Below are 21,481 nucleotides of genomic sequence, written 5' to 3'. Positions count from 1 at the left end.
TCTAGCCCCTCTCCTCCTGTGCACCCTCTTCAGCGCTCTCGGATTCATCAGCAGGCTCGTCCGGTTCCGCCGCAGGCTCTTCCTCTGGCTCTGCATCCGGCTCTTCCTCAGACTCCTCTTCCGGTTCTTCTTCCAGCTGCGCCTCAGCCTCTACCTCAGGTTCCTTGGGCTCTTCTTCAGTCTCCGCCTCCTCGGTTTCCTCTTCTGCGGGGGCAGGGGTGTCGTCGAGTTCGCGGTCAAACATCTCCTCTTCCTCGACCTTTTCCTCAACCTCTGGGCGCGTGAAGGAAGCAACGAGCCATGCAACACCTGCGATTCCACCAACCCATGCGGCGGCCGCGAGAGCGAAGATCCACGGTGTGGGGCCGATCCAGCCATACGCACCGACGTTTCCGCCGGCGAGCAGGCCGCTAAGAAGCGCAAGAATAGCGGCCCATGCGGCGGCAACGGCGACGTCGAACCCGCCGAGGCGACGGCGGATGAAGAAGTGAATGATCACGGCCGCCGGAACGATGAGGAATACCGGTGCCCACGCGGCGACGTGGCCGGGAATAGCGGCAAAAAGTGGCATCGGCGGCAGTGGTGGCACGACTGCACCGAACAGGGAGACAGAACCTTCTGCGATAGACATAGGTGTGCCAAATAGAACAGCGAGGGTGCTCACTGCTGCATTAGGCAGATACAGAACGCTCGCGAGAATGAGTCCGGCTCCCCCACTGGCACCCAAAGTGGGGTACGCATCGAGCAGCTCCCCAATCCGGGGTGCACCAAACGCGAGCAAAACCAAGAAAACCACGGTCGCCGCAGCAAGCAGACGAAGCGCAAGATTCATCGTGGCCACGGTGCTACCTACGAATTCAGTGGGCACCCCAACACGACGGCACAGTGCCGTCCACAATTTCGCGCTCATGCCGAATGCCATGCCCACGAGATGAATGAACACTGGGATGAACAGGCCCTTATATACAGCCGGCGGCGCCACTGGGAAAACAGCCGATGCATCCGCAACCATGAACCACGCGATGGCGGACAGCGTGAACGGAATCAGGATGACCAGGCCAACGATGGCATAAAGGTCAAGAATGCTCACGCGATCCTTGGTGGCCGCGCGTACACGCCACGCGATCAGCGCAGCCACACCAACCGCGGGCAGCAACGGAATCGCACCAAGCGTGACTCCGTCATAGGTCACGGGCACGCCGTGCAGCACAAACCACGTCTCCGCAATAGCTGCGGGAAGCGCTGCCGGACGGCTTCCACTGAGCAGAATCGTGCTCAAACACAACACTGCGATGCCGAGCACCAACACCATATTCGGCACACCAACAAACGGAAGGTAGTGGCGGAGCCGCTCCTTCATCGTCGTAGGTACGTCAGGGGCAGTGTCAGTGCGCGCAGCATCAACAGCACGCGTTACTCGCGGACGACGGCGAGCAGACGGCGATGTGCGCGAGGACCTCGAAGGCGGACTGGACTTGTTACTCATCACCGCCAACTCTTCCACTCCAACCAGTCTCGGGGTGGATGGGACACGGCCCTAGGGTCGTGAAAGCCCAAACACCCCCGTTTCGGCACTCCTTTACTGCCGCCTTGAACTGCGTCACGTTGGCTGTGCCGGAAATCACCGCATAAAAAATAGTGCCCGCTCAACGACAAGAAAGTTTTCGCCTTTGAAGCTTTTCGACGCATAAACCCAAGAACCCCGAAACCCCTGTGACTTATGTGAACTGGCGTGAATTCATGCCGGTCACAGCTTTGGGACGGGGTCATGTAACGAAAATAATAAATTATCAATAAGAGCTTGCTTAACGTTCCGGCGGTGACTATCGTTACGGCGAGTAGATAACAACTAGGTTACGATTACGGAACGAACCGTTTATGTTGTGGGGAAACACTCCGCTGTCAAACCCCCGTGACCGAAAGACGATCTGACGAGGTTTTTGAGTTGAACTCTTCGCGCGCAAACCGCACTGGCGGCAAGCACCGTAAGCAGAGCCCCAACAAGGGACGCATTGCAATGGTGGCCCTGACCACAGGCGCAGTCACCACCGGTGGCGCAGCCGTCGCAAGCGCTGCCAACACTAACAGCCCGGCGGCCGTGGGGAACCCCAACGCAAACATCCCCAACATCGACCCAGCGTCTGTCCCGCAGATCCTGGCCATCAGCGAGTACAAGCCAGTGGACAACCTGGCCGAGCAGCTTGGCCGGGCCGTTGAATACAACAAGGAGCGCATCGCCGCCGACCTGGCTGCCCGCGCGCCCCTCGCAGTCAAGCCTGCTGAAGGCGCTTACACCTCCGGCTTCGGCCCACGCTGGGGCTCCTTCCACAAGGGCATCGATATTGCCAACGCCGTTGGCACCCCGATCCTCGCTGCCGCCGATGGCGTTGTCATCGATGCTGGCCCGGCTGGCGGCTACGGCAACTGGGTCCGCATCCGCCACGAAGACGGCACCATCACCCTCTACGGCCACATGGAGACCATCGAGTGCTCCGTCGGCCAGACCGTCCGCGCCGGCCAGCGCATCGCCGGCATGGGCTCCCGTGGCTGGTCCACCGGCTCCCACCTCCACTTCGAGGTCCACCCAGCTGGTGGCGATGCAATCGACCCGGCACCATGGCTCGCCGCGCGAGGCATCAGCCTCTAAAACCTCTAAAGCCGCACAGACTCTCATCCTCCTCCCGCTTCCGGGACGGAGGATTTTCTTTTTCACCCCCTGTTTTTACCCCCGTGAGACTTTATCACATCAGTAACATTTACAACATTGGCCACTCTGTTACCCAGCGGTTTTGCCGGAAACATTCGCACGCGCGATCTAATTTCGCACGTCAACTGTCATAAATAGCCATTGATCAAGGGAGAGCACACGGATAGCATGTTCCGAGTTGAAAACTTTCACATGTTTCCCTCAATCTCTTAAAAGGACGACATGAAAAAACGACTGATCGCCGGCGCTATGGCTCTGGCCATTCCGCTCGCGGCTCTGCCCGCCAATGCCTTCACTGTCTCCGTCAACGGCCAAGCCATTGATGGCCTGGCCCCTGCCCTGCCGGACCTTGGCAAGGCTCTGGATGACATCTTCACCAAGGGCGCCACGTTCTCCGCTGCCGGCTACAGCATCGTGTACGACCCGCGCATTCTGCCGCAGTACAACGAAGCGGAAGCCACCCCTGGTGTGTCCACCAATACGGTGACCCCGCAGACTGGTGTCGCCCCGTCTGGCCAAACCGTCGTGATGCCCACTGAGGGGCGCTTCACGTCCGGCTTCGGCCCCCGTTGGGGTTCCGTCCACCGCGGTATCGACATCGCCAACAGCATTGGCACCCCCATCAAGGCAGTCATGGACGGCACCGTGATCAACGCTGGTCCTGCCCAGGGCTTTGGCAAGTGGGTGCGCCTGCGCCACGATGATGGCTCCATCAGCGTGTACGGCCACGTGCATTCCTTCAACGTGAGCGTGGGTGAGCGCGTGACTGCCGGTCAGCAGATTGCCCAGATGGGTAATGAGGGCCGTTCTACCGGACCGCACCTGCATTTTGAGATCCTGCCGGATGGCCAAACGCAGGTGGACCCCGTGCCGTGGTTCGCGGAGCGCGGTATCACCATCTAGAGCAGTGTCTTAGAGCTTCTCCATCGGCACACCGCCGATGAGCATGAGACGCACGGTTCCGCTGGAACCAAAGTCGATGGTGACGGTCTCCCTGGCTCCTGATCCATCAACGCTCATGACCGTGCCCAACCCGTACTTAGCGTGGTTGACGCGGTCCCCCTTAGCCAGATCCAAATTCTTGTTGACCTTCATGCGGCTACCGCCGCTGCGGGTCCGCATGGGTTTGCGTGGTGTTGTCGGTGTGCCCCAGGCATCCGAGAATCCACTGTCGAAGGAGCGCTCCGGCTCCACCCGACGCCAGTCGATGAGGTCCTCCGGGACCTCTGCGAGGAAGCGACTGGCGGGGTTGGTTACCGGACTGCCCCAGGACGAACGCAGCATCGCCCGCGTGAGGTAAAGATTCCGCCTCGCGCGGGTGATTCCTACATATGCCAAACGGCGTTCTTCGGCCAGCTCTGCCGGATCCCCCAAAGAACGCAGGTGCGGGAACTGCCCGTCTTCCCAACCAGTGACAAAGACAATGGGGAATTCCAAGCCCTTCGCAGTGTGCAGGGTCATCATGGTGACCACGCCTTGGCCTTCATCCGGAATCTGGTCCGCATCAGCCACCAGGGACACACGTTCCAAGAAAGCCTGCAGTGAACCCGGCGCGGGCTCCCCTTCCGCCACATCAGCTGGTTCATCGCCCGGCATCGCCGCATATGCCATTTGGTTGGCAGCATCCGAGGAAAATTCGCGCGCCACCGAGACCAATTCGTTGAGGTTGTCTAGGCGCGCGCCATCCTGTGGATCATTGGACGCTTCCAGTTCTGCCTTGTATCCGGTGACATCCAGAATCCGTGCCACCAGTCCGCCGAGGTCCGGCATGCCAGTGACCTCATTGAGCAGTTCTGGGATCTCAGCGATGAGCCCGTCGATCATCTCCACGAATCCACCGATGGCATTCGCGGTGCGGGATGCCACGCCAGGTACCTCTCCGGATGCGACGTCATGCAGTGCACGGCCGAAGCTGATTCCCTGGTTTTCTGCATGCAGCGCCACCATCGCCTGGGCTTTGTCCCCGATACCGCGCTTAGGCACGTTGATAATGCGCCGCATACTCACGTCATCATCGATATTCTCCAGCACGCGCAGGTACGCGATGACGTCACGGATCTCACGGCGCTCGTAGAAGCGCGTGCCGCCCACGACCTTGTAGGGAATCCCAGCGCGAATGAAAATGTCCTCCAAAGCGCGCGAGGAATTATTCGTCCGGTACATCACCGCGATGTCGGAGTACTGCGCACCGCGATCGGTCAGCGAATCAATCTCACTAGCGACGAACCGCGCCTCATCATGCTCATTATCCGCAACGTAGCCAATGATCTTCTCCCCCTCCCCCAGGTCCGTCCATAGTTTCTTAGGGCGCCGGCCAACGTTCTGAGAGATCACAGCATTAGCAGCGGCGAGGATGTTCTGGGTCGAGCGATAATTCTGCTCCAGCAGAATCGTGGTGGCATTGGGGTAATCCCGCTCAAATTCCTCGATGTTCCGAATCGTCGCACCGCGGAAGGCATAAATGGATTGATCCGAATCGCCCACGACCGCGAGTTCCGGCGCCTGGGACCCATCCCCCACCAGCGTGTGGATGAGCTCGTACTGCGCGTGGTTGGTGTCCTGGTACTCATCAACCAGCACGTGGCGGAAGCGCCTGCGGTAATACTCAAGCACCGGTGGGTGCTGCTTGAACAGCGCGACGACCTCCCCAATCAAATCATCAAAATCCACCGCATTCGCCCCGCGGAGACGCCGCTGGTACTCCAAGTACACAGCAGCCACGGTCACCTCAAACGGATTCTTCGTCGTCGTGGCTTTCGCTCGTGCTTCCTCGGGGCCGATGAGCTCATTCTTGAGATTCGAAATCGCATTAGCCAGTGCACGGGGAGAGAACTTCTTCAGATCCAGGTTCATCTCTTTAGCGATCATGCCCAGCAACCGGCGCGAATCATCACTGTCATAAATAGTGAAGTTACTGTTCAAACCAGGAACAAGCTGCGCTTGCTGGCGGAGAATGCGCACGCACACGGAGTGGAACGTGGCCACCCACATCCGCTCCGCCTGCGGGCCAATCAAACTCACAACACGGTCCCGCATCTCAGCGGCAGCTTTATTGGTGAATGTGATGGCCAGGATCTCCCACGGTGCCACACCGCGTTCCTGCAAAAGATAAGCAATTCGCCGCGTGAGAACGGCAGTCTTGCCCGAGCCTGCACCGGCCACGATGAGCAGCGGCGAGCCAGAATGTTCCACCGCAGCTTTCTGCTGCGGGTTCAGCCCCAAAGTTAAGTCAGTTCCCATGATGGCTACCACCGTACTAGGCAGGTGCGACACTGCCCTCCCTGCGCTAGTTCTTGCAGGCACATGGCACAATAGAAGGCTATGAGCGCTAAGGGCGAGGAGCAGTTTGAGATCAGGTACCCGTCGGGCACGGATGACCCGTTGTCGGACGCGGAGATTCAACAGTACCGGCAGGAAATTGACCGGCTGGACCGTGTAATCCTTGATGCAGTGAAGCGTCGCTCCGAGATCTCCCAAGCCATCGGCAAAACCCGCATGGGCTCAGGCGGCACCCGCTTGGTGCACACCCGTGAAGTGGCCATCATCAACCAGTTCCGGGATGAACTGGGAGAAGAAGGACCAAACCTCGCCGCAATCCTGCTCAGACTGGGGCGAGGCAAGTTAGGATAGAGACCCTTAGTCCCGTTCGAGTGAGTCCAGGACAACTTCAAATTCAAGCAGCTCTGCACCGGTAGCTACCGGCTTGCGGGGCTGCTCTCCTTCTTTGTTGGCGTGTGCGGCCTGGCCTTCACCGGCCCACCACGCGTCGTAGGATTCCTGGTCAGCCCAGCGGGTGACCACGAAGTAGCGGTCTTCCCCCTTCACTGGGCGCAGCAGCTGGAAACCTTCGAAGCCAGGCTGGCTGTCAATAGCGTGCTTGCGTGCCTGGAAGCGTTCCTCGAGTTTCTCGCCAGCACCTTCGGGGACAGTGATTGCGTTGATTTTGACAATGCTCATGGCCCCATTATGTCCCAAAATTTCACTAATCTGGAGGGGCACATTCTTTTCGCCGATGATCAGCTCCCAAGGACACGCTATGACTGATTCCTCCGCCACCACACCTTCCCGCGATATCACCCGAACACAGGCATGGAAGAACCTGCAGAAGCTCCACGCCGAGAAGCAGGCAATGACTCTTCGTGAGCTGTTTGACCGGGATGCGCAGCGCGCACAGAAGTACACCTTTGACGCCGCAGGCCTCCACGTGGATCTATCCAAGAACCTGGTGGATGAGGACATCCTTGATGCACTCGTGGCCCTGGCAGAAGAGGCGAACTTGAAGCACGCAACGGAGCAGATGTTCCGGGGTGCTCATATCAACAGCACTGAGGACCGCGCAGTGCTTCACACGGCATTGCGTTTGCCTGCAGAGGAGGACCTTGTCGTGGATGGGCAGGATGTCGCCGCCGATGTCCACGAGGTTCTCGGCCGCATGCGGGATTTCGCCTCCAAGCTGCGTTCCGGCGCATGGCTCGGGCATACGGGCCACACCATCAAGAAGGTGGTCAACATTGGTATCGGTGGTTCAGACTTGGGCCCCGCGATGGCGGCCAAGGCGCTGCGCACCTATGCCACCGCAGGCATTACGGCGGAGTTCGTTTCCAATGTTGATCCGGCGGACATGGTGAGTGTTCTTGATCACGCCGATCCGGGCGAGACGCTGTTCATCGTCGCTTCCAAGACCTTCACCACCCAGGAAACCCTTTCCAATGCCCATGCCGCCAAGCGCTGGTTGTTGGAGCAGTTTGATGGGGATGAATCGGCCATCGCTAAGCACTTCGTCGCTGTGTCCACGAATGCGGAGAAGGTCGCGGAATTCGGCATTGACACGGAGAACATGTTCCCATTCTGGGATTGGGTCGGTGGCCGTTATTCCGTCGATTCCGCGATCGGCCTGAGCCTCATGGCCGTCATCGGGCCCCTCGATTTCATGCGTTTCCTCGAAGGCTTCCACGCGATGGATGAGCACTTCCGCACCACCGATATCCGCGAGAACATCCCAGCTCTCATGGGCCTGTTGAACATCTGGTACCGCAATTTCCACGGCGCCGCCACACACGCAGTGCTCCCCTACTCGCAGGACCTCTCGCGCTTCCCCGCGTACCTGCAGCAGCTCACCATGGAATCCAACGGCAAATCAGTGCTTATCGACGGCTCACCGGTCCCCACCGCCACCGGCGAGGTCTTCTGGGGCGAACCAGGAACCAATGGCCAGCACGCTTTCTTCCAGCTCATGCACCAAGGCACCTCCATGATCCCCGCGGACTTCATCGGGTTTGCCCGACCGAAGGAAGACCTGCCCACCGCTACGGGTGAAGGCTCCATGCACGACCTGCTCATGGGCAACTTCTTTGCGCAGACCAAGGTGCTGGCGTTTGGGAAGACGGTGGAAGAGGTAGAAGCGGGGGGCGTCGATAAGCAATTGGCCCCACATAAGGTGATGCCTGGCAATCGACCGACAACGACGATCCTCGCGGACGAGCTCACGCCGCATGTGTTGGGCGCGCTCATCGCGCTGTATGAGCACATCACGTTCACGCAGGGCGTGATCTGGGGCATCAACTCCTTCGACCAATGGGGCGTGGAACTGGGCAAAGCCCAGGCCAATGAGCTGGCAGCGGCCGTGTCCGGTGAGGAAACACCCAACAGCGGGGACTCCTCCACCGATGACCTGATCACCTGGTACCGCAACCACGCGTGAATCAAAACCGCTGGGGAAAACCAATTTTTTAACCAGCGACGGATAGGCTAAACCAGCATGGGCGATGCCGTTTCACGTGATACCTACACCCCCAAGCAGCGGACGCGTTACCGCCAGCTGCTGCTCGATGACCTGGAAAGCTTTGACCGCCACCTCCAGGAAGCCGAATTCGTCGACCACGGAACGATTGGGCTAGAGCTTGAGCTCAATCTCGTGGGCGACGATATGGCTCCCATTGGTTGCAATGAGGCCGTGCTTGAGGATCTGTCCGACGAGTACCAATCCGAAGTCGGCCGCTACAACGTGGAGCTCAACCACCCGCCACTCGCGCTCACGGGGGACGGGCTACGGAAACTGCATGAGGGGCTGGATGCGCGGCTCGCGGCCGTGAATTCAGCGGCGCAGAAGGCCGGCGCGCAGGTCGCGATGATTGGCACGCTGCCCACCGTCACCACCGACTACCTACAAAGCGACGAGTGGATGACCCCCGAAAACCGCTACGCCGCACTGTCCAACATGGTACTGGAAGCGCGCGGTGAGCTCGTGCATATCGACGTCTCCCGGCAAGAACGCTACCGCGCCACCTTCGACGACATCGCCACGGAATCCACTTGCACCTCCATGCAGCTGCACCTTCAGGTTGCGCCGGACCGTTTCCGCGACGCGTGGAATGCCTCCCAAGCAATCGCCGGCGTGCAAGTAGCGCTGGGCGCGAACTCTCCCCTGTTCATGGGGCACCGCACGTGGCACGAATCGCGTATCCCGGTGTTCAAACAGTCCATTGATACCCGCACCGCCGTCCTGGTCAACCAAGGCGTGCGCCCACGCGTGTGGTTCGGTGAACGGTGGATCACCAGCGTCTTCGACCTTTTCGAGGAAAACGTGCGGTACTTTTCACCACTCATCCCCGAATCGCGCACCGCCGCCGGCAAACCCATCATGGACGGCAACAGTCCCGCCCTGCACTACCTCAACCTGCACAACGGAACCGTGTGGCGCTGGAACCGGCCGATTTATGATCCCTCGCTGGAACTGTCCCACATGCGCGTGGAAAACCGCCTGCTGCCCGCCGGACCCACCACCGCCGACATCATCGCCGACGCCGCCTTCTACTACGGCCTGGTCAAATTCCTTGGCGAGCAAACCCGCCCCGTCTGGTCCCGCCTCACCTTCGAGGACGCCCGCGCGAACTTCTATGACGGCGCCCGCGACGGCATCGGCGCCACCATGGTGTGGCCAACCCTGGGACGCATCGATGTCTCCAATCTCGTGCTCAACCACCTCCTCGACCAAGCCCACGAAGGCTTGCGAATGCTCAAGGTCGATGAGGACCTCAACGAGAAATACCTGGGCATCATCGAAGGTCGCGCCTGGAACCGCCAGAACGGCGCCACTTGGCAGCTGGATGTTCTAGACAAACTCGGCGCTGGGACCAAACCTGACACGCCTGAGCGTCAGTCAGCTCTGGCACAGATGCTTGCCCTCTACCTCGAAAATCAGAAGTCAGGCACGCCGGTTCATTCATGGTCCACTGACGTCCAGTAAGGCAGACTATCCCTCATGTCTGCCATCATCGATTGGATTGTCGGCCTCATGGATACGCTCGGCGCCCCCGGCGTCGGCATTGCCATCCTGCTTGAGAACCTCTTCCCACCCATCCCCTCCGAAGTTGTCCTGCCCCTCGGCGGATTCACCGTCGCCCAGGGCTCGCTGAGCTTCGGCGCGGTGTTCATCTGGGCCACCATCGGGTCAGTGGTGGGCGCCTACATTTTGTACGGCGTGGGCGCATGGTTGGGCGCGGAACGCCTGCGCGCCATCGCCGACTGGATGTGGCTGGTCAAGGCCTCTGACGTGGACAAGTCCCTCGAATGGTTCGACCGCCACGGCCGCCCATCCATTCTGTTTGGCCGCCTGATCCCTGGCATCCGCTCACTCATTTCCATCCCCGCCGGCCTGGACCGCATGAATCTGCTCACCTTCGGCCTGTGGACCACCCTAGGTTCCGCCGTGTGGAACTTCATCCTCATTTACCTGGGCTTCACGCTCGGCGACAACTGGGAAGCCGTGACCACCTACATCGACCAGTACTCCAAGGTCGTCTATGTTCTACTGATCCTGGTGATGCTCGGCTTCCTCGTGTACTTCATTAGGCGCGACGTGAAGGAAAAGCAGGCGGGGTAGTTAACCTTTGCTTTCGGGTGAAGGATTTGCACACCCACCTGGGTTAGATTTTGCACGACCTGGGGTTTTGCGTGCGGCCGGGGCCGTTTAGCCCCAAATCCTTCACCCACCCCAGGTATCAGGGGCCGGCTGGCACATCGGGCACCACCAGATCACGCGCTCCAAGTCCCCTTGCCCGCCAAGGAACCCCTGTTCAATCAACGTGGTGCACCGGCGACAGGGCTTGTTGTTCCGGCCGAACACGTAGCTGGTCTCACCAGCGCGCTTCACCCCGGTGGTTACACGTTTGACCTCGTCTTTGTTGGCCCACATGAGGCGCCGGGCAATACGCAGAAGTTCGATCACGCCGTCTTCACCGACCTCCGCCACGGTGCGCGCCGGGTGCACCCCGCCGAGGAAACAGATCTCGGCGCGGTACTCATTGCCAATCCCCGCCACCCGCTGTTGGTCCAGCAGACTGCGTCCGATTTCACGTGACGGATCAACAAGAATCCGGCGGGCGGCCTCGTCCATATCAAAGTTCGCGGCCAAGAGGTCCGGCCCAAGGTAGCCCATCTCAAGATCAAAGGAGCGGGCGGGGAACACATCAACCAAGCCCAGAGAATGGCCAACGAGCTCGATGTCCCCGCCTCTATCAAAGAGCTGCAGCACCACACGTGCGGTGTGCCCGGGCTTGGACCAGCGCGCCCCGGCACGATGAACCGACCAGGAGCCCTCCATTTTCAGGTGGGTATGCAGGATCTGCGGCTCGTGGCCATCCGCACCGAACTGTATGAACAGGTGCTTGCCGTAGGGCCAGACGCGCTCCACGGTCATGCCGGAGAAGTCGACGGTGGCAAAGCGCGGAACGCGTAGTGAGCACCGCGTGACCTCACGGCCCGTCATGAACTGGAGCCGCTTTGACAGCTGATACACCGAATCGCCTTCAGGCATGCGACTCCTTGAACGGGTTGAGGACAGGAACCCCCAGCCTCCGAAAGTCCTTTTCATTCCGAGTGACAACGGTTAAACCATGAGTTGAAGCCGTCGCAGCAATAAGAGCGTCTCTTTCTGGCGCGGGATCTGGGACATGGTTGAAAACGCATCGCCGAGCAACCTCAAGGTCGATGGGGAGTATTCGCCCCTGAAAGGCTTCGAGCACTGCTCCATCTAGCCAGCGCTGAAGCCGGTGGGCTCGCTCCGCATCGCGACGTTCGAGCCGACGAACGCCAATCTCGATTTCCATTACCGTAATGACAGACAAATACAATGCAGATTCATCGTGTTTCCTGACCCAGTGCAGAACACCTTCATTGGGCTGGGATTTTTGAAATTCACTGATGATATTTGTGTCAAGAAGGTACATCAGAATTCAACCGGCCGTAGACCAAGACCGACATTCTCAAAATCCGTGTCAACCGGGCCATCAATGAGCAGTTTTTCCACGATGCTTTCGGGCGAACGAGTCAGTTTCTTATATTCAGCGTAGGACATAAGCACGTGGGATGGTGCACCACGGTCAGTGATGATGACGGGATTCTCAAGCGCTTCCCGCTTCGCTCTGCTGAGCTCCTGGTTGAACTCTCGTGCGGACATCGTCTGTGCCATCACGCACCCCCTTCTAGTAGTAACGTAACTACACCGTACGTCCAGTTAATGGGACAGTCAACGGTCAAGCTCCTCGAGCGCTTCCGTAATGCTCCTCCCCCGTCGCTTGGGTGCCGCGGTAGCTCGCCCGCCGATTTTCGCGCCGCGCGGGGAGGCAGCAGCACCATAATTCTTCAGCTTGAACGCAGCTTCGCCATTAAGCTTTTCGACGTTCACCGCCCCCATCCTGCCCTCCCCCACCACATCCGTCAGAGCCCTCACAACCATGGTGAGCAGTTCGTCTTCGGTGCCAGTACCGTCGGGGAAGCCGTCGAAGAAGGTGGTCATGGTTTTGCCGCCGCGGGTGATGTGGGCGGCGAGGAGGCCGTCTATAAGCACGACGAGCGCTCCGGCTGAGCGCGTGGGACCGGTTTCGGGCCATGGAAGTGCAGCGCCGTAGGGGTTGGCGGGGTCAGTGGCCGCCAGCACGTAGACCTTGGGTTCTTTCGTGCCGGAGGGCCAGCCGACGAGGTCGTCGGAGTCCTGGTGGCCTCGCAACCGGTCGATGGTGGCGGGGGTGGAGAACTGCGCTGCACCGAGCCCCTCGACGAGGTAGCCGCGCATGGCCTTTCCGGCTTCTTCGAATCCGGAAAGAGATTTATAGGCAAGGGCAAATCCGCCAACAACGTCTTCGGCGACGATGCTGCCGCGGGTGACCACACCGTAGCGGTCCAGCCAGGCCTCGCCATGCGCGAGAGAGCGCTGCGTGGGGTCGGTATCTGGGGCTGGGGTGGCGGCCCACCGGCCGATCATGTCCGGTGGGGTGACCGTGGCAAAGCTCGTGCGTCCAGAGCGGATACGGCTGCGGGACGGCCGGCGCTTCGCGCGGTGGGCGGTTTTGCCGTGTTTACCGCCAGCTAGGCGGGCACGGATCGGCGCAAAGGAATCCGGTGCGATGAGTCCGGCTTCAACGAGGTCCCAGAGGGATTCACGGAGCTCCTCGGCAGTGGTCATGGCCTCACTGGCGGGACCAAGCAAGTCCGTGAAGAGGTAGCCGCCACCGACGTTGAGCTTCTCCATCACCTGCTGTTGGGTGAGACTGAGAAGAGGTTCTTCCGGCACGGGGATGAGCTGCGCTGCGTAGTCGGCGGGCAGCAGCATGATCCACGGGTCGCGCGCACCGGCTTTGCCCGCGCCGACGATCTGGACTTCACCCGACAAGGTGAGCTCGTCGAGCATTTCCGGGGAATAGTCACCAACCCGCCTGGGCAAGATCATGGACTCCCACGCGCTGGCGGGCAGACGCACACCGGCGAGCTGCTCGATGACGCTGTACACGCCGTCCGGCCCGCGGAGAGGAGGCCGAACACCAACTGGTGCGACGTTGAGCCACGCCGGTATGAAGCGCCCCAACGCGGACTGGGACACGGGGCGGGTCTGCGCGCGGGCAGCCGCGAGGGAGCGGGAGCGCACGATGCGCAGGACTTCCGCACCCATGTATTCCTGCTCATCAACGCCCTGGCGGTAACGCCCCTCAATGACCTTGCCCTCTCCTACGAGGTGCTTCAGCGCCTCGTAGGAGGAACCCACCGACAGACCAAAATCAGAAGCAAGATCACGCAGCGTAAACGGCCCGCGGGTTCGCACCCAGCGGCTGACCAGCTGGCTCAGCGCATCAGGAATGGTGGCCACTTGGGCGGGAATGCCGGGTGGGACGGGGACGCCGAGGCCGTCGCGAAGCAAAGGCGCATCGAGTGCTTGGGCCAGGTGCTCGCGGCCGCCGATGCGCACGGCCATCATGCGTTTGCCCAGGCTATCTTGGAGTGCCACGCGCGGGACGGAGGTATATTGCGCGAGCTCATCCACCGGGACCGGCCCCACGATGCGCAGCGTGTCCGCGAACTGTTCGGAGGTCTCGGCCTTGCCCAGACGGCGGAGGGAGTGGTCGACTTCTTGGATCACGGTGGCGTCGAGAAGCTCGCGCAACTCGACAGTGCCCAGCAATTTTGCAAGTAACGACGGATCGAGCGCCAGCGCCGCAGCACGCTTCTCGGCGAGCGGAGTGTCGCCCTCGTACATGAACGCGCCGGTGTAATTGAACAGCAGGCTTGAAGCGAACGGGCTCGGCTGATCCGTGGTCACCTCCGCCACACGCAGGCGACGAGTGGACAGGTTACGCATGACGTCTTGCAGCGCGGGCAGGTCGTAGACGTCCTGGAGACACTCGCGGACAGTCTCCAAGATGATGGGAAAAGAGGGGTAGTTCCGGGCGACGTCCAGAAGCTGCTCCGCGCGTTGACGCTGCTGCCATAGCGGCGCGCGCTTGCCCGGGTTGCGGCGCGGAAGGAGAAGTGCGCGGGCGGCACACTCACGGAAACGCGACGCGAAGAGCGCGGAATTGCCTACCTGTTCGGTGACGATGTCCGCGATCTCATCCGCATCAAATGCAAATATCGACGCATCCGGTTCCCTCTCCCCCTGCGGCAACCGCAACACAATCCCGTCATCCCCCGCGACTGCCTGGGCATCCATGCCGGTCTCTTGGGCGACCCGCCATCCGGTGGCTAGCGCCCACGCCGCGTTGACTCCCTTACCGAACGGCGTGTGCAGCACCACGCGCCAATCCCCGAGCTCGTCCGTGAAGCGCTCAAGCACCAGCGTCTTCTCATCCGGCACGATGCCGGTGGCCTCTTCCTGTTCGTCGAGGTACTTGAGCAGGTTGTCGTGGGCGTACTCGTCGAGGCTCGCGTCGATGATGGTGGGATCGCTTTTCGCTTCCCTGCGGAATGCGCCAAGCGCCAGACCGAGTTCGTATGGCCTGCCCAGCGCGTCGCCCGTCCAGAACGGCAGGCGACCCGTGTGGCCCGGCGCGGGGCTAACCTGCACTTGGTCGCGGGTGATGTTCTCAATCCGCCAACTCGATGCGCCGAGGGTGAACACGTCACCGACGCGGGACTCGTAGACCATCTCCTCGTCGAGTTCACCGACTCTTCTTGGGGCTGCTCCCTTTTCCTCGTTTCCAACGAGGAAAACGCCGAACATGCCCCTGTCCGGGATGGTGCCGGCGTTGGTCACGGCGACGCGCTGCGCGCCGGGGCGGGCTTTGAGGGTGGTGCCGTCGAGGATTGCGCGGGGACGCAGTTCCGCGAAGTCAGTGGAGGGGTAAATGCCGATGACCAGGTCGATGACCGCGTCGAAGACTTCGCGGGCGAGATTACGGTAGGGCCAGGCGCGGGTAACGGTTTCGTACCAATCATCCAGCTCCAGGTCTTCCACCGCGACGGCCGCGACAGTTTGCTGGGCAAGCACATCCAGTGGACTCTTCGGGGTGTGCAGCTCCTCGATGAGCCCCTGCCGCATACGGGGAACAGTCACTGCTGTTTGCACTAGGTCAGAGCGGTGCTTGGGATAAAACGAGCCTTCGGAAACTGCACCCACTGAGTGCCCGGCGCGTCCCACGCGCTGTAGGCCGGATGCCACCGATGGTGGGGATTCCACCTGCACGACTAGGTCCACCGCACCCATATCGATGCCCAGCTCCAGCGAGCTGGTGGACACCACCGCTTTAAGCGTGCCCTCCTTCAGCGCGGTCTCCGTGGTCTTGCGCTCCTCTTTGGACACGGAGCCGTGGTGCGCCCGCGCAATAACGGGCGTGGCTTTGCCAGCAACGTCTGCTGCTTTCATGAGCTGCGCCGGCGGTCGCCTTGTTTGCGGGCTGAGAGCCTCCGGGTCGTGCTCCGCCGCCCAGATCTCATTGAGCCGGCTGGTTAAGCGCTCTGCGGTACGGCGGGAGTTCACAAACACAATCGTCGACTGATGCGCCATGACCTCCCGGTACAGCTGTGCCTCAATGTGTGGCCAGATCGAGGACTGCCCTGGGGTGGGTGGTGGGGCGTCGAGGTCCAAGTCAACGCTGATAACCGCTCCCCCGATCGGCGAGCCCTCTTCCGGCACGGGCAGGTCGCTCATGTCAGGGACGGGCACGTGCACGTCAAGCTGCCACTTCTTCTCCGCGGGCGGGTTCACGATCGTGGTGCGCTCGCCCAAGAAATTCGCCACCGCGTCGAGCGGCCTCACCGTCGCGGACAGGCCGATGCGCTGGAAGTTTCCTGCTTGTCGACGAAGCCTCTCCAGCGACAACGCCAAATGCACACCACGCTTCGTTCCCGCGAGTGCGTGGATCTCATCGACGATGACGGTATCCACCGTCTTCAGGATTCCCGCTGCCTTGGAAGTGAGCATCAGGTAGAGACTCTCCGGCGTGGTGATGAGAATGTCCGGCGGCTTACGCGTCTGCCGGTTGCGTTCCGCCTGCGGGGTATCGCCGGAGCGCACCGCCACCGAAACATCCGGCATGTCCAACCCCATGCGTTGTGCCACACGGGCAATTCCGGTGAGTGGCGCGCGCAGGTTGTTCTCCACGTCGACGCCCAGGGCTTTCAGCGGGGAGATGTACAGAACTTTGACGCCAGCGCGCGTCCCTTGAGAGCTTCGCTGGAGAGCCACATTGTCGTCGAAATGCAGTGCTTGCTGCCCGGCGCGATTCACCATCGAATTGAGCGACCACAAAAACGCCGCGAGTGTCTTACCGGAACCAGTCGGGGCAACGACGAGGGTGTTCTCCCCCTCCGAGATCGATTGCCACGCCTGCTCCTGCACTGGGGTCGGCGCGGCGAACACTTCCTCGAACCACGTTGCCACCTGCGGGTGGAAGCGGTCGAGCACGCGACCAGAATCCCCGCTCACGGAGTGGTTGGAAGGGTTGTCAGACACGTGTTCACCTTAACCGGGAAGAACATAACACCTAACTTCCCACTACATAACACTTGTGGGATGTTATGTGGGAAGTTAAGTGTTATGTTCCCGCCTCGCTCCACCCCCCCCCACAACGCAAACCCCAATAAACGTTTTCAAATAAGCCAGGTGGCGCCACCGCAAGAAATTGCTGACGGCCCCTTCCACTCGATTCATTGCACTTCATTCATTGCAGTTGATTCATTGCACTTTGCAGGGCAGCGGCTCAGCCGAGGCTAACCAGCAAGCACTCAGACGAAGCAAGCCACCCAGAGAACGCGTCACCGCGCCCCCACACAACTACGGCATACCTCGAGAAGCGGTAAGGTCTAGGCCATGACGGCAACGTATTCGGACTCACGGTTGACCAACCTCATTGCGCAAGGAACAGGCGAGATCCTGAAGGGAATTCGTGGCGTCGGCCTGCTGCGGGGCCGGGAGCTCGGTGAGGCGGGCGATGACTTGGCTCAGAACTGGATCGCTCGCGTGCTGGAGCAGCACCGCCCGGAGGATGGCTTCCTATCGGAGGAAGCGGTGGATGACCTGTCGCGCTTGGACTGCACCCGAGTGTGGATCGTGGATCCGCTGGATGGCACGAAGGAATTCGCCACTGGCCGGCAAGACTGGGCAGTGCACATTGCGCTGGTAGAAGACGGCGTCCCGATCCATGCGGCGGTGGGCCTGCCGGATCTGGGCGTGGTGTTTAAGTCCTCCGACGTGCGCCACGTGTCGGGCCCGCTGTCCCGGAAGATCGCACTGTCCCACAACCGGCCGCCCGCGGTGGCCAAGTACGTGGCCGAGAAGATGGGATTCGAGGCCGCCGGCATCGGTTCGGCGGGCGCGAAGGCGATGCACGTTCTGCTCGGTGACTACGACGCATACATCCACGCGGGTGGGCAGTATGAGTGGGATCAGGCGGCGCCGGTGGGCGTCGCTAAGGCAGCTGGCCTTCACGCGACAAGGCTGGATGGCTCGGAAGTACGCTTCAACAATAAAGACACGTATATTCCTGATTTGTTGATCTGCCGCCCGGAAATCGCCGACGAAATTTTGGAACATGCTGCCACCTACAAGGAAGAGCACGGCAGCTACGAGGGAATTGTAAAGTGACAGAGACGATTAACACCCCCTACGAGGACCTGCTGCGGGAGATTCTAGAAACCGGCACCCCGAAGAGCGACCGGACCGGCACGGGCACGATCAGCCTGTTTGGCAAGCAGCTGCGCTACAACCTGGCCGAGTCCTACCCCCTGCTGACCACCAAGAAGGTGTACTTCAAGGGCGTTGTCGGCGAGCTGCTGTGGTTCCTCAAGGGTGACTCGAATGTGCGCTGGCTGCAGGAAAACAACATCCGCATCTGGAACGAGTGGGCGGACGAGAACGGCGAACTCGGCCCGGTCTACGGCGTGCAGTGGCGCTCTTGGCCCACACCCGATGGCCAGCACATCGATCAGATTCAGAATGCCCTTGACCTTCTCACCCAGGACCCGGAGTCCCGTCGCAACCTCGTCTCCGCGTGGAACGTGGCGGAGCTGGACAAGATGGCACTCATGCCCTGCCACCTGCTGTTCCAGCTCTACGTCGCCGACGGCAAGCTGTCCATGCAGGTCTACCAGCGCTCCGCGGATATGTTCCTCGGCGTGCCGTTCAACATTGCGTCCTACGCGCTGCTGACCCACATGTTCGCCCAGCAGGCGGGCCTGGAGGTCGGCGAGCTCATCTGGACCGGCGGCGACTGCCACATCTACAACGACCATATTGAGCAGGTCAAAGAGCAGCTGACCCGCGAGCCCCGCCCGTACCCGCAGCTGGAGTTGACCAAGGCGGAGTCCATCTTCGACTACGACTTCGAAGACATCTCGGTCACGGGCTACGACCCGCACCCGACGATCACCGCGAAGGTCTCGGTCTAGCATGCTCGGCGCAATCTGGGCGCAAAGCCTCGACGGTGTCATCGGCGATGGCAAAGACATGCCGTGGCGTCTGCCGGAGGACCTCAAACACTTAAAGGAAACAACGCTGGGCAGCCCCGTCATTATGGGCCGTCGAACGTGGGAGTCGCTGCCGTTCAGGCCACTGCCAGGCCGCCCGAATCACGTCGTCTCCTCGCGCGAGCCTGGCGAATGGTCCGACGGCGCATTCGTCTCCCGCGACCTTCCCGACCTGCAGGTCGACGCATGGATCATGGGCGGGGCACAACTCTACGAAGCCGCGCTCGACGAGGTTGACATCATTGAGCGCACGCTTATCGACGTCTCCCTCCCCCACCTCCCCACCCCCGTCCACGCCCCACGCATCCCGGCGGAATTTGAGCTGGTCCACGAAACCGAATGGTTCACCTCTGAGCGCGGCCACGTGACTTTCAATGGCACTGACTTTTCCCCACTGCGCTACCGCTTCCAACGTTTTGAACGAAAGGCTTAACCCCCGTGGCTAACACCCCTGAAACCCCTGAGACGACAGCACCCGTCACCGTCTTCGCCACGTCTTGGTGCCCGTACTGCACCGGCCTCATCGCGGATCTGCGCCGCGCGAAACTGCCCGAAGGCGCAGTGGAGATCGTTGACGTCGAAGCACCTGGCGTGGACGCTGACGAGTGGATCAAGTCGGTCAACGACGGCAACCGCATCGTGCCCACCGTCCTCTACTCCGACGGCCCCCACGCTACCAACCCGCCGGCCGCTGACGTGCTAGCCAAGCTCGCGGATCTGAGCTAGTAGACCTGAGTTTGAACCACTGCAATTTACAGCGCGCGAACGGCGCTCTATCTTTCAAAAATCGCGCTTTTTGAAAGATAGAGGCTTAAGATGGGTCTCTAAATTGCAATCGAACCACCTGGGAATATCGCGCCATGACCCACTACAAGCAGCTAAAACAGGTCTTTCATAGCCACCAAAACGGTGAAAAATAGCTCAAGAGCAGCACGAGCTGCGACTTTCCTCGCCGTCGACACTCACGTGGGACTTCAATGTGGGCGATTACCCCCTGTTTGTTGTTCATACAAACGATGTTGTGGAAGCGCTTGAACGAGTATGGGACAACGAGTCACGCATCGCTCCCAAATGGACATCGCTCCCAGACGTAGCCAAAAGCCACTATCTCAACGGCCTCCTCATTGAAGAAATCAAGGCCACAAACAGCATCGAAGGTATCCACTCGACACAACAGGAAATCGCAGAAGCGCTCAAAGAACCGCGGACCACCGCCCACAAACGTTTCCGCGAAATGGCAGCCCTCTACTCCTCACTGCTCTTTCCTCGCGACAAGGAGCCGGTCTTCCCTCAAACGCCTCAAGCGCTTCGATCGCTTTACGACGAACTTCTGACCAACGAGATTGCCAATCCCGACAAACCCGATGGTCAACTATTCCGTGCGCATTCGGTATCGATTCACGACGGCCAGAAACAGATTCACACCGCTCCGGCGAACGAGGACGAGATTGTGGCAAGAATCAAAACTTTTCTTGCTGCGCAGACGTCGGATAGCCACCGTCTAGTAAACGCCCTGATGGGGCACTTCATGTTCGAATACACTCACCCGTTCTACGACGGCAACGGGCGCATCGGCCGCTTCCTGTTGGCCTTTGCCTTGATCGATGCCCTGTCCGCCCCGACAGCGATATCGATGTCTCACCAATTCTCACAGCAACGCAACAAATACTACAAAGCATTCGAGCAGGTAGAAGTCCCTCTCAACCGAGGTGAGGGTACTTTCTTCCTGATGAGCATGCTCAATATCCTGACTGATGCCCAACGACAACTAGATGAGTCTTTGTCGGAGAAGCTGAGATCACTCTCGTCCCTGCGTGAGAAGGTAATGAAGGAAGAACTCCCCGATTACCAAGCCCAAATTCTCTTCATTCTCGGCCAAGCAAAACTCTTCGGCCCCGATGCACCGGTGGCAATGAACGAACTACAGCATTATCTCAATCGCTCCTGGAACACGGTCCGTGAGCAGGTCGTAGAACTAGAAGATCTCCACTATGTCACTGCGGTGAAGAAACGTCCCCTTGAGATGAAACTAACGCCGAAGGGACTCGAGCTCCTCGGGTTGGTCTAGCCCGTGCACCAAAACAAACGAAGCCCCGAGACATAACCGGAACTATGTCTCGAGACTTCACATGGCGCCCCAGAGAGGAATCGAACCTCCGACACCGGCTTTAGGAGAGCCGTGCTCTATCCACTGAGCTACTAGGGCAACGGATAACTACGTTACCGCACCACTTCTGCTGCGTGAAAGAAGCCATCGGCAAAAGCGATACGGTCGCCCAGGGCAGGATTAGAGTCGCGCCAGCACCTGGTCGAGTGTGGCGTTGGCGGCGTCGATAGATTCCTGTGAGTCGTCTTTGATCACGACATTGACGTACGCGCCGTTCTTCTCAGCGGCTACGTTATAAATGGTGGCTTCAATTCCATCATCAAAAACAGAGTGCGAGATGATTGCACGTCCCTTGTTTGAGGTTACCCTCGTTTAGTGGACACCCAACTTGTACGGATGTTGTGTCCGTAGGAGAGGATGTTCATTGTGAGTCA

General features: G+C 60.3%; 18 protein-coding genes and 1 tRNA gene. 11 read left to right on the top strand and 8 right to left on the bottom strand.

All coding sequences use genetic code 11. The features are described from left to right. Position 1: 1 nt before the first annotated feature. Positions 2-1,486, bottom strand: coding sequence for a cell division protein PerM (locus QP968_RS05020; RefSeq protein WP_284855318.1), 1,485 nt, complete (start codon positions 1,484-1,486; stop codon positions 2-4). A 426-nt stretch (positions 1,487-1,912) separates the two neighbouring features. On the opposite strand from QP968_RS05020, the gene QP968_RS05015 reads away from it, so the two are divergent. After that, complete coding sequence (locus QP968_RS05015; protein ID WP_502870912.1) at positions 1,913-2,647, top strand: M23 family metallopeptidase; 735 nt, start codon at positions 1,913-1,915, stop codon at positions 2,645-2,647. A 282-nt stretch (positions 2,648-2,929) separates the two neighbouring features. After that, positions 2,930-3,610: a M23 family metallopeptidase gene (locus QP968_RS05010; protein ID WP_284855317.1), complete on the top strand. Its 681-nt coding sequence runs from the start codon at positions 2,930-2,932 to the stop codon at positions 3,608-3,610. 9 nt (positions 3,611-3,619) lie between these two features. Here QP968_RS05010 and pcrA read toward each other — a convergent pair whose 3' ends face one another. Next, entirely contained in the window at positions 3,620-5,947 is a 2,328-nt protein-coding gene (pcrA, locus tag QP968_RS05005) for a DNA helicase PcrA (RefSeq protein ID WP_284855316.1), read from the bottom strand. An 81-nt stretch (positions 5,948-6,028) separates the two neighbouring features. Between pcrA and QP968_RS05000 the strand changes: the two genes are divergently transcribed. After that, entirely contained in the window at positions 6,029-6,337 is a 309-nt protein-coding gene (locus QP968_RS05000; protein ID WP_284855315.1) for a chorismate mutase, read from the top strand. 6 nt (positions 6,338-6,343) lie between these two features. On the opposite strand, the gene QP968_RS04995 is transcribed toward QP968_RS05000, so the two are convergent. After that, complete coding sequence (locus tag QP968_RS04995) at positions 6,344-6,664, bottom strand: antibiotic biosynthesis monooxygenase family protein (protein WP_284855314.1); 321 nt, start codon at positions 6,662-6,664, stop codon at positions 6,344-6,346. Between the two features lie 79 nt (positions 6,665-6,743). Here QP968_RS04995 and pgi point away from each other — a divergent pair, with 79 nt between their 5' ends. The 3 genes from pgi to QP968_RS04980 are packed head-to-tail and all read left to right on the top strand — an operon-like array spanning position 6,744 to position 10,589. Then, positions 6,744-8,408, top strand: coding sequence for a glucose-6-phosphate isomerase (gene pgi, locus QP968_RS04990; RefSeq protein ID WP_284855313.1), 1,665 nt, complete (start codon positions 6,744-6,746; stop codon positions 8,406-8,408). A gap of 57 nt (positions 8,409-8,465) precedes the next feature. After that, entirely contained in the window at positions 8,466-9,953 is a 1,488-nt protein-coding gene (locus QP968_RS04985) for a glutamate-cysteine ligase family protein (protein WP_284855312.1), read from the top strand. 15 nt (positions 9,954-9,968) lie between these two features. Further along, positions 9,969-10,589, top strand: coding sequence for a DedA family protein (locus QP968_RS04980; RefSeq protein ID WP_284855311.1), 621 nt, complete (start codon positions 9,969-9,971; stop codon positions 10,587-10,589). A gap of 102 nt (positions 10,590-10,691) precedes the next feature. Here the strand turns inward: QP968_RS04980 and QP968_RS04975 are convergent, their stop codons facing one another. The 4 genes from QP968_RS04975 to QP968_RS04960 are packed head-to-tail and all read right to left on the bottom strand — an operon-like array spanning position 10,692 to position 16,928. Further along, positions 10,692-11,522 (bottom strand): DNA-formamidopyrimidine glycosylase family protein, encoded by an 831-nt coding sequence (locus QP968_RS04975; RefSeq protein ID WP_284855310.1) that lies wholly within the window; start codon positions 11,520-11,522, stop codon positions 10,692-10,694. Next, on the bottom strand, positions 11,515-11,934 hold the full coding sequence (locus QP968_RS04970) for a type II toxin-antitoxin system VapC family toxin (RefSeq protein WP_350309332.1): 420 nt from the start codon (positions 11,932-11,934) through the stop codon (positions 11,515-11,517). The genes QP968_RS04975 and QP968_RS04970 overlap by 8 nt, the downstream gene beginning before the upstream one ends. After that, complete coding sequence (locus tag QP968_RS04965) at positions 11,934-12,176, bottom strand: type II toxin-antitoxin system Phd/YefM family antitoxin (protein ID WP_284855309.1); 243 nt, start codon at positions 12,174-12,176, stop codon at positions 11,934-11,936. The genes QP968_RS04970 and QP968_RS04965 overlap by 1 nt, the downstream gene beginning before the upstream one ends. 57 nt (positions 12,177-12,233) lie before the next feature. After that, on the bottom strand, positions 12,234-16,928 hold the full coding sequence (locus QP968_RS04960) for an ATP-dependent helicase (protein WP_284855308.1): 4,695 nt from the start codon (positions 16,926-16,928) through the stop codon (positions 12,234-12,236). A gap of 357 nt (positions 16,929-17,285) precedes the next feature. Here QP968_RS04960 and QP968_RS04955 point away from each other — a divergent pair, with 357 nt between their 5' ends. The 5 genes from QP968_RS04955 (at position 17,286) to QP968_RS04935 (ending at position 21,008) form a co-directional block, all read left to right on the top strand. After that, positions 17,286-18,059 (top strand): 3'(2'),5'-bisphosphate nucleotidase CysQ, encoded by a 774-nt coding sequence (locus QP968_RS04955; protein ID WP_284855307.1) that lies wholly within the window; start codon positions 17,286-17,288, stop codon positions 18,057-18,059. Beyond that, positions 18,056-18,862 carry a thymidylate synthase gene (locus tag QP968_RS04950; protein WP_284855306.1) on the top strand — a complete coding sequence of 269 codons (807 nt, stop codon included), beginning with the start codon at positions 18,056-18,058 and terminating at the stop codon, positions 18,860-18,862. The genes QP968_RS04955 and QP968_RS04950 overlap by 4 nt, the downstream gene beginning before the upstream one ends. 1 nt (position 18,863) lies before the next feature. Beyond that, positions 18,864-19,373 carry a dihydrofolate reductase gene (locus tag QP968_RS04945; RefSeq protein WP_284855305.1) on the top strand — a complete coding sequence of 170 codons (510 nt, stop codon included), beginning with the start codon at positions 18,864-18,866 and terminating at the stop codon, positions 19,371-19,373. Positions 19,374-19,378: 5 nt separating this feature from the next. Further along, positions 19,379-19,666: a glutaredoxin domain-containing protein gene (locus QP968_RS04940; RefSeq protein WP_284855304.1), complete on the top strand. Its 288-nt coding sequence runs from the start codon at positions 19,379-19,381 to the stop codon at positions 19,664-19,666. A gap of 295 nt (positions 19,667-19,961) precedes the next feature. After that, positions 19,962-21,008, top strand: coding sequence for a Fic family protein (locus tag QP968_RS04935; RefSeq protein ID WP_284855303.1), 1,047 nt, complete (start codon positions 19,962-19,964; stop codon positions 21,006-21,008). 62 nt (positions 21,009-21,070) lie between these two features. On the opposite strand, the gene QP968_RS04930 is transcribed toward QP968_RS04935, so the two are convergent. Then, positions 21,071-21,146, bottom strand: a tRNA-Arg gene (locus tag QP968_RS04930). Between the last annotated feature and the right edge of the window lie 335 nt (positions 21,147-21,481).

This window comes from Corynebacterium sp. MSK041 (assembly GCF_030232265.1).
Classification (GTDB): Bacteria; Actinomycetota; Actinomycetes; order Mycobacteriales; family Mycobacteriaceae; genus Corynebacterium.
The sequence above is the reverse complement of the archived record's forward strand: the minus strand, read 5'-3'. Positions and strand labels throughout refer to the sequence as shown.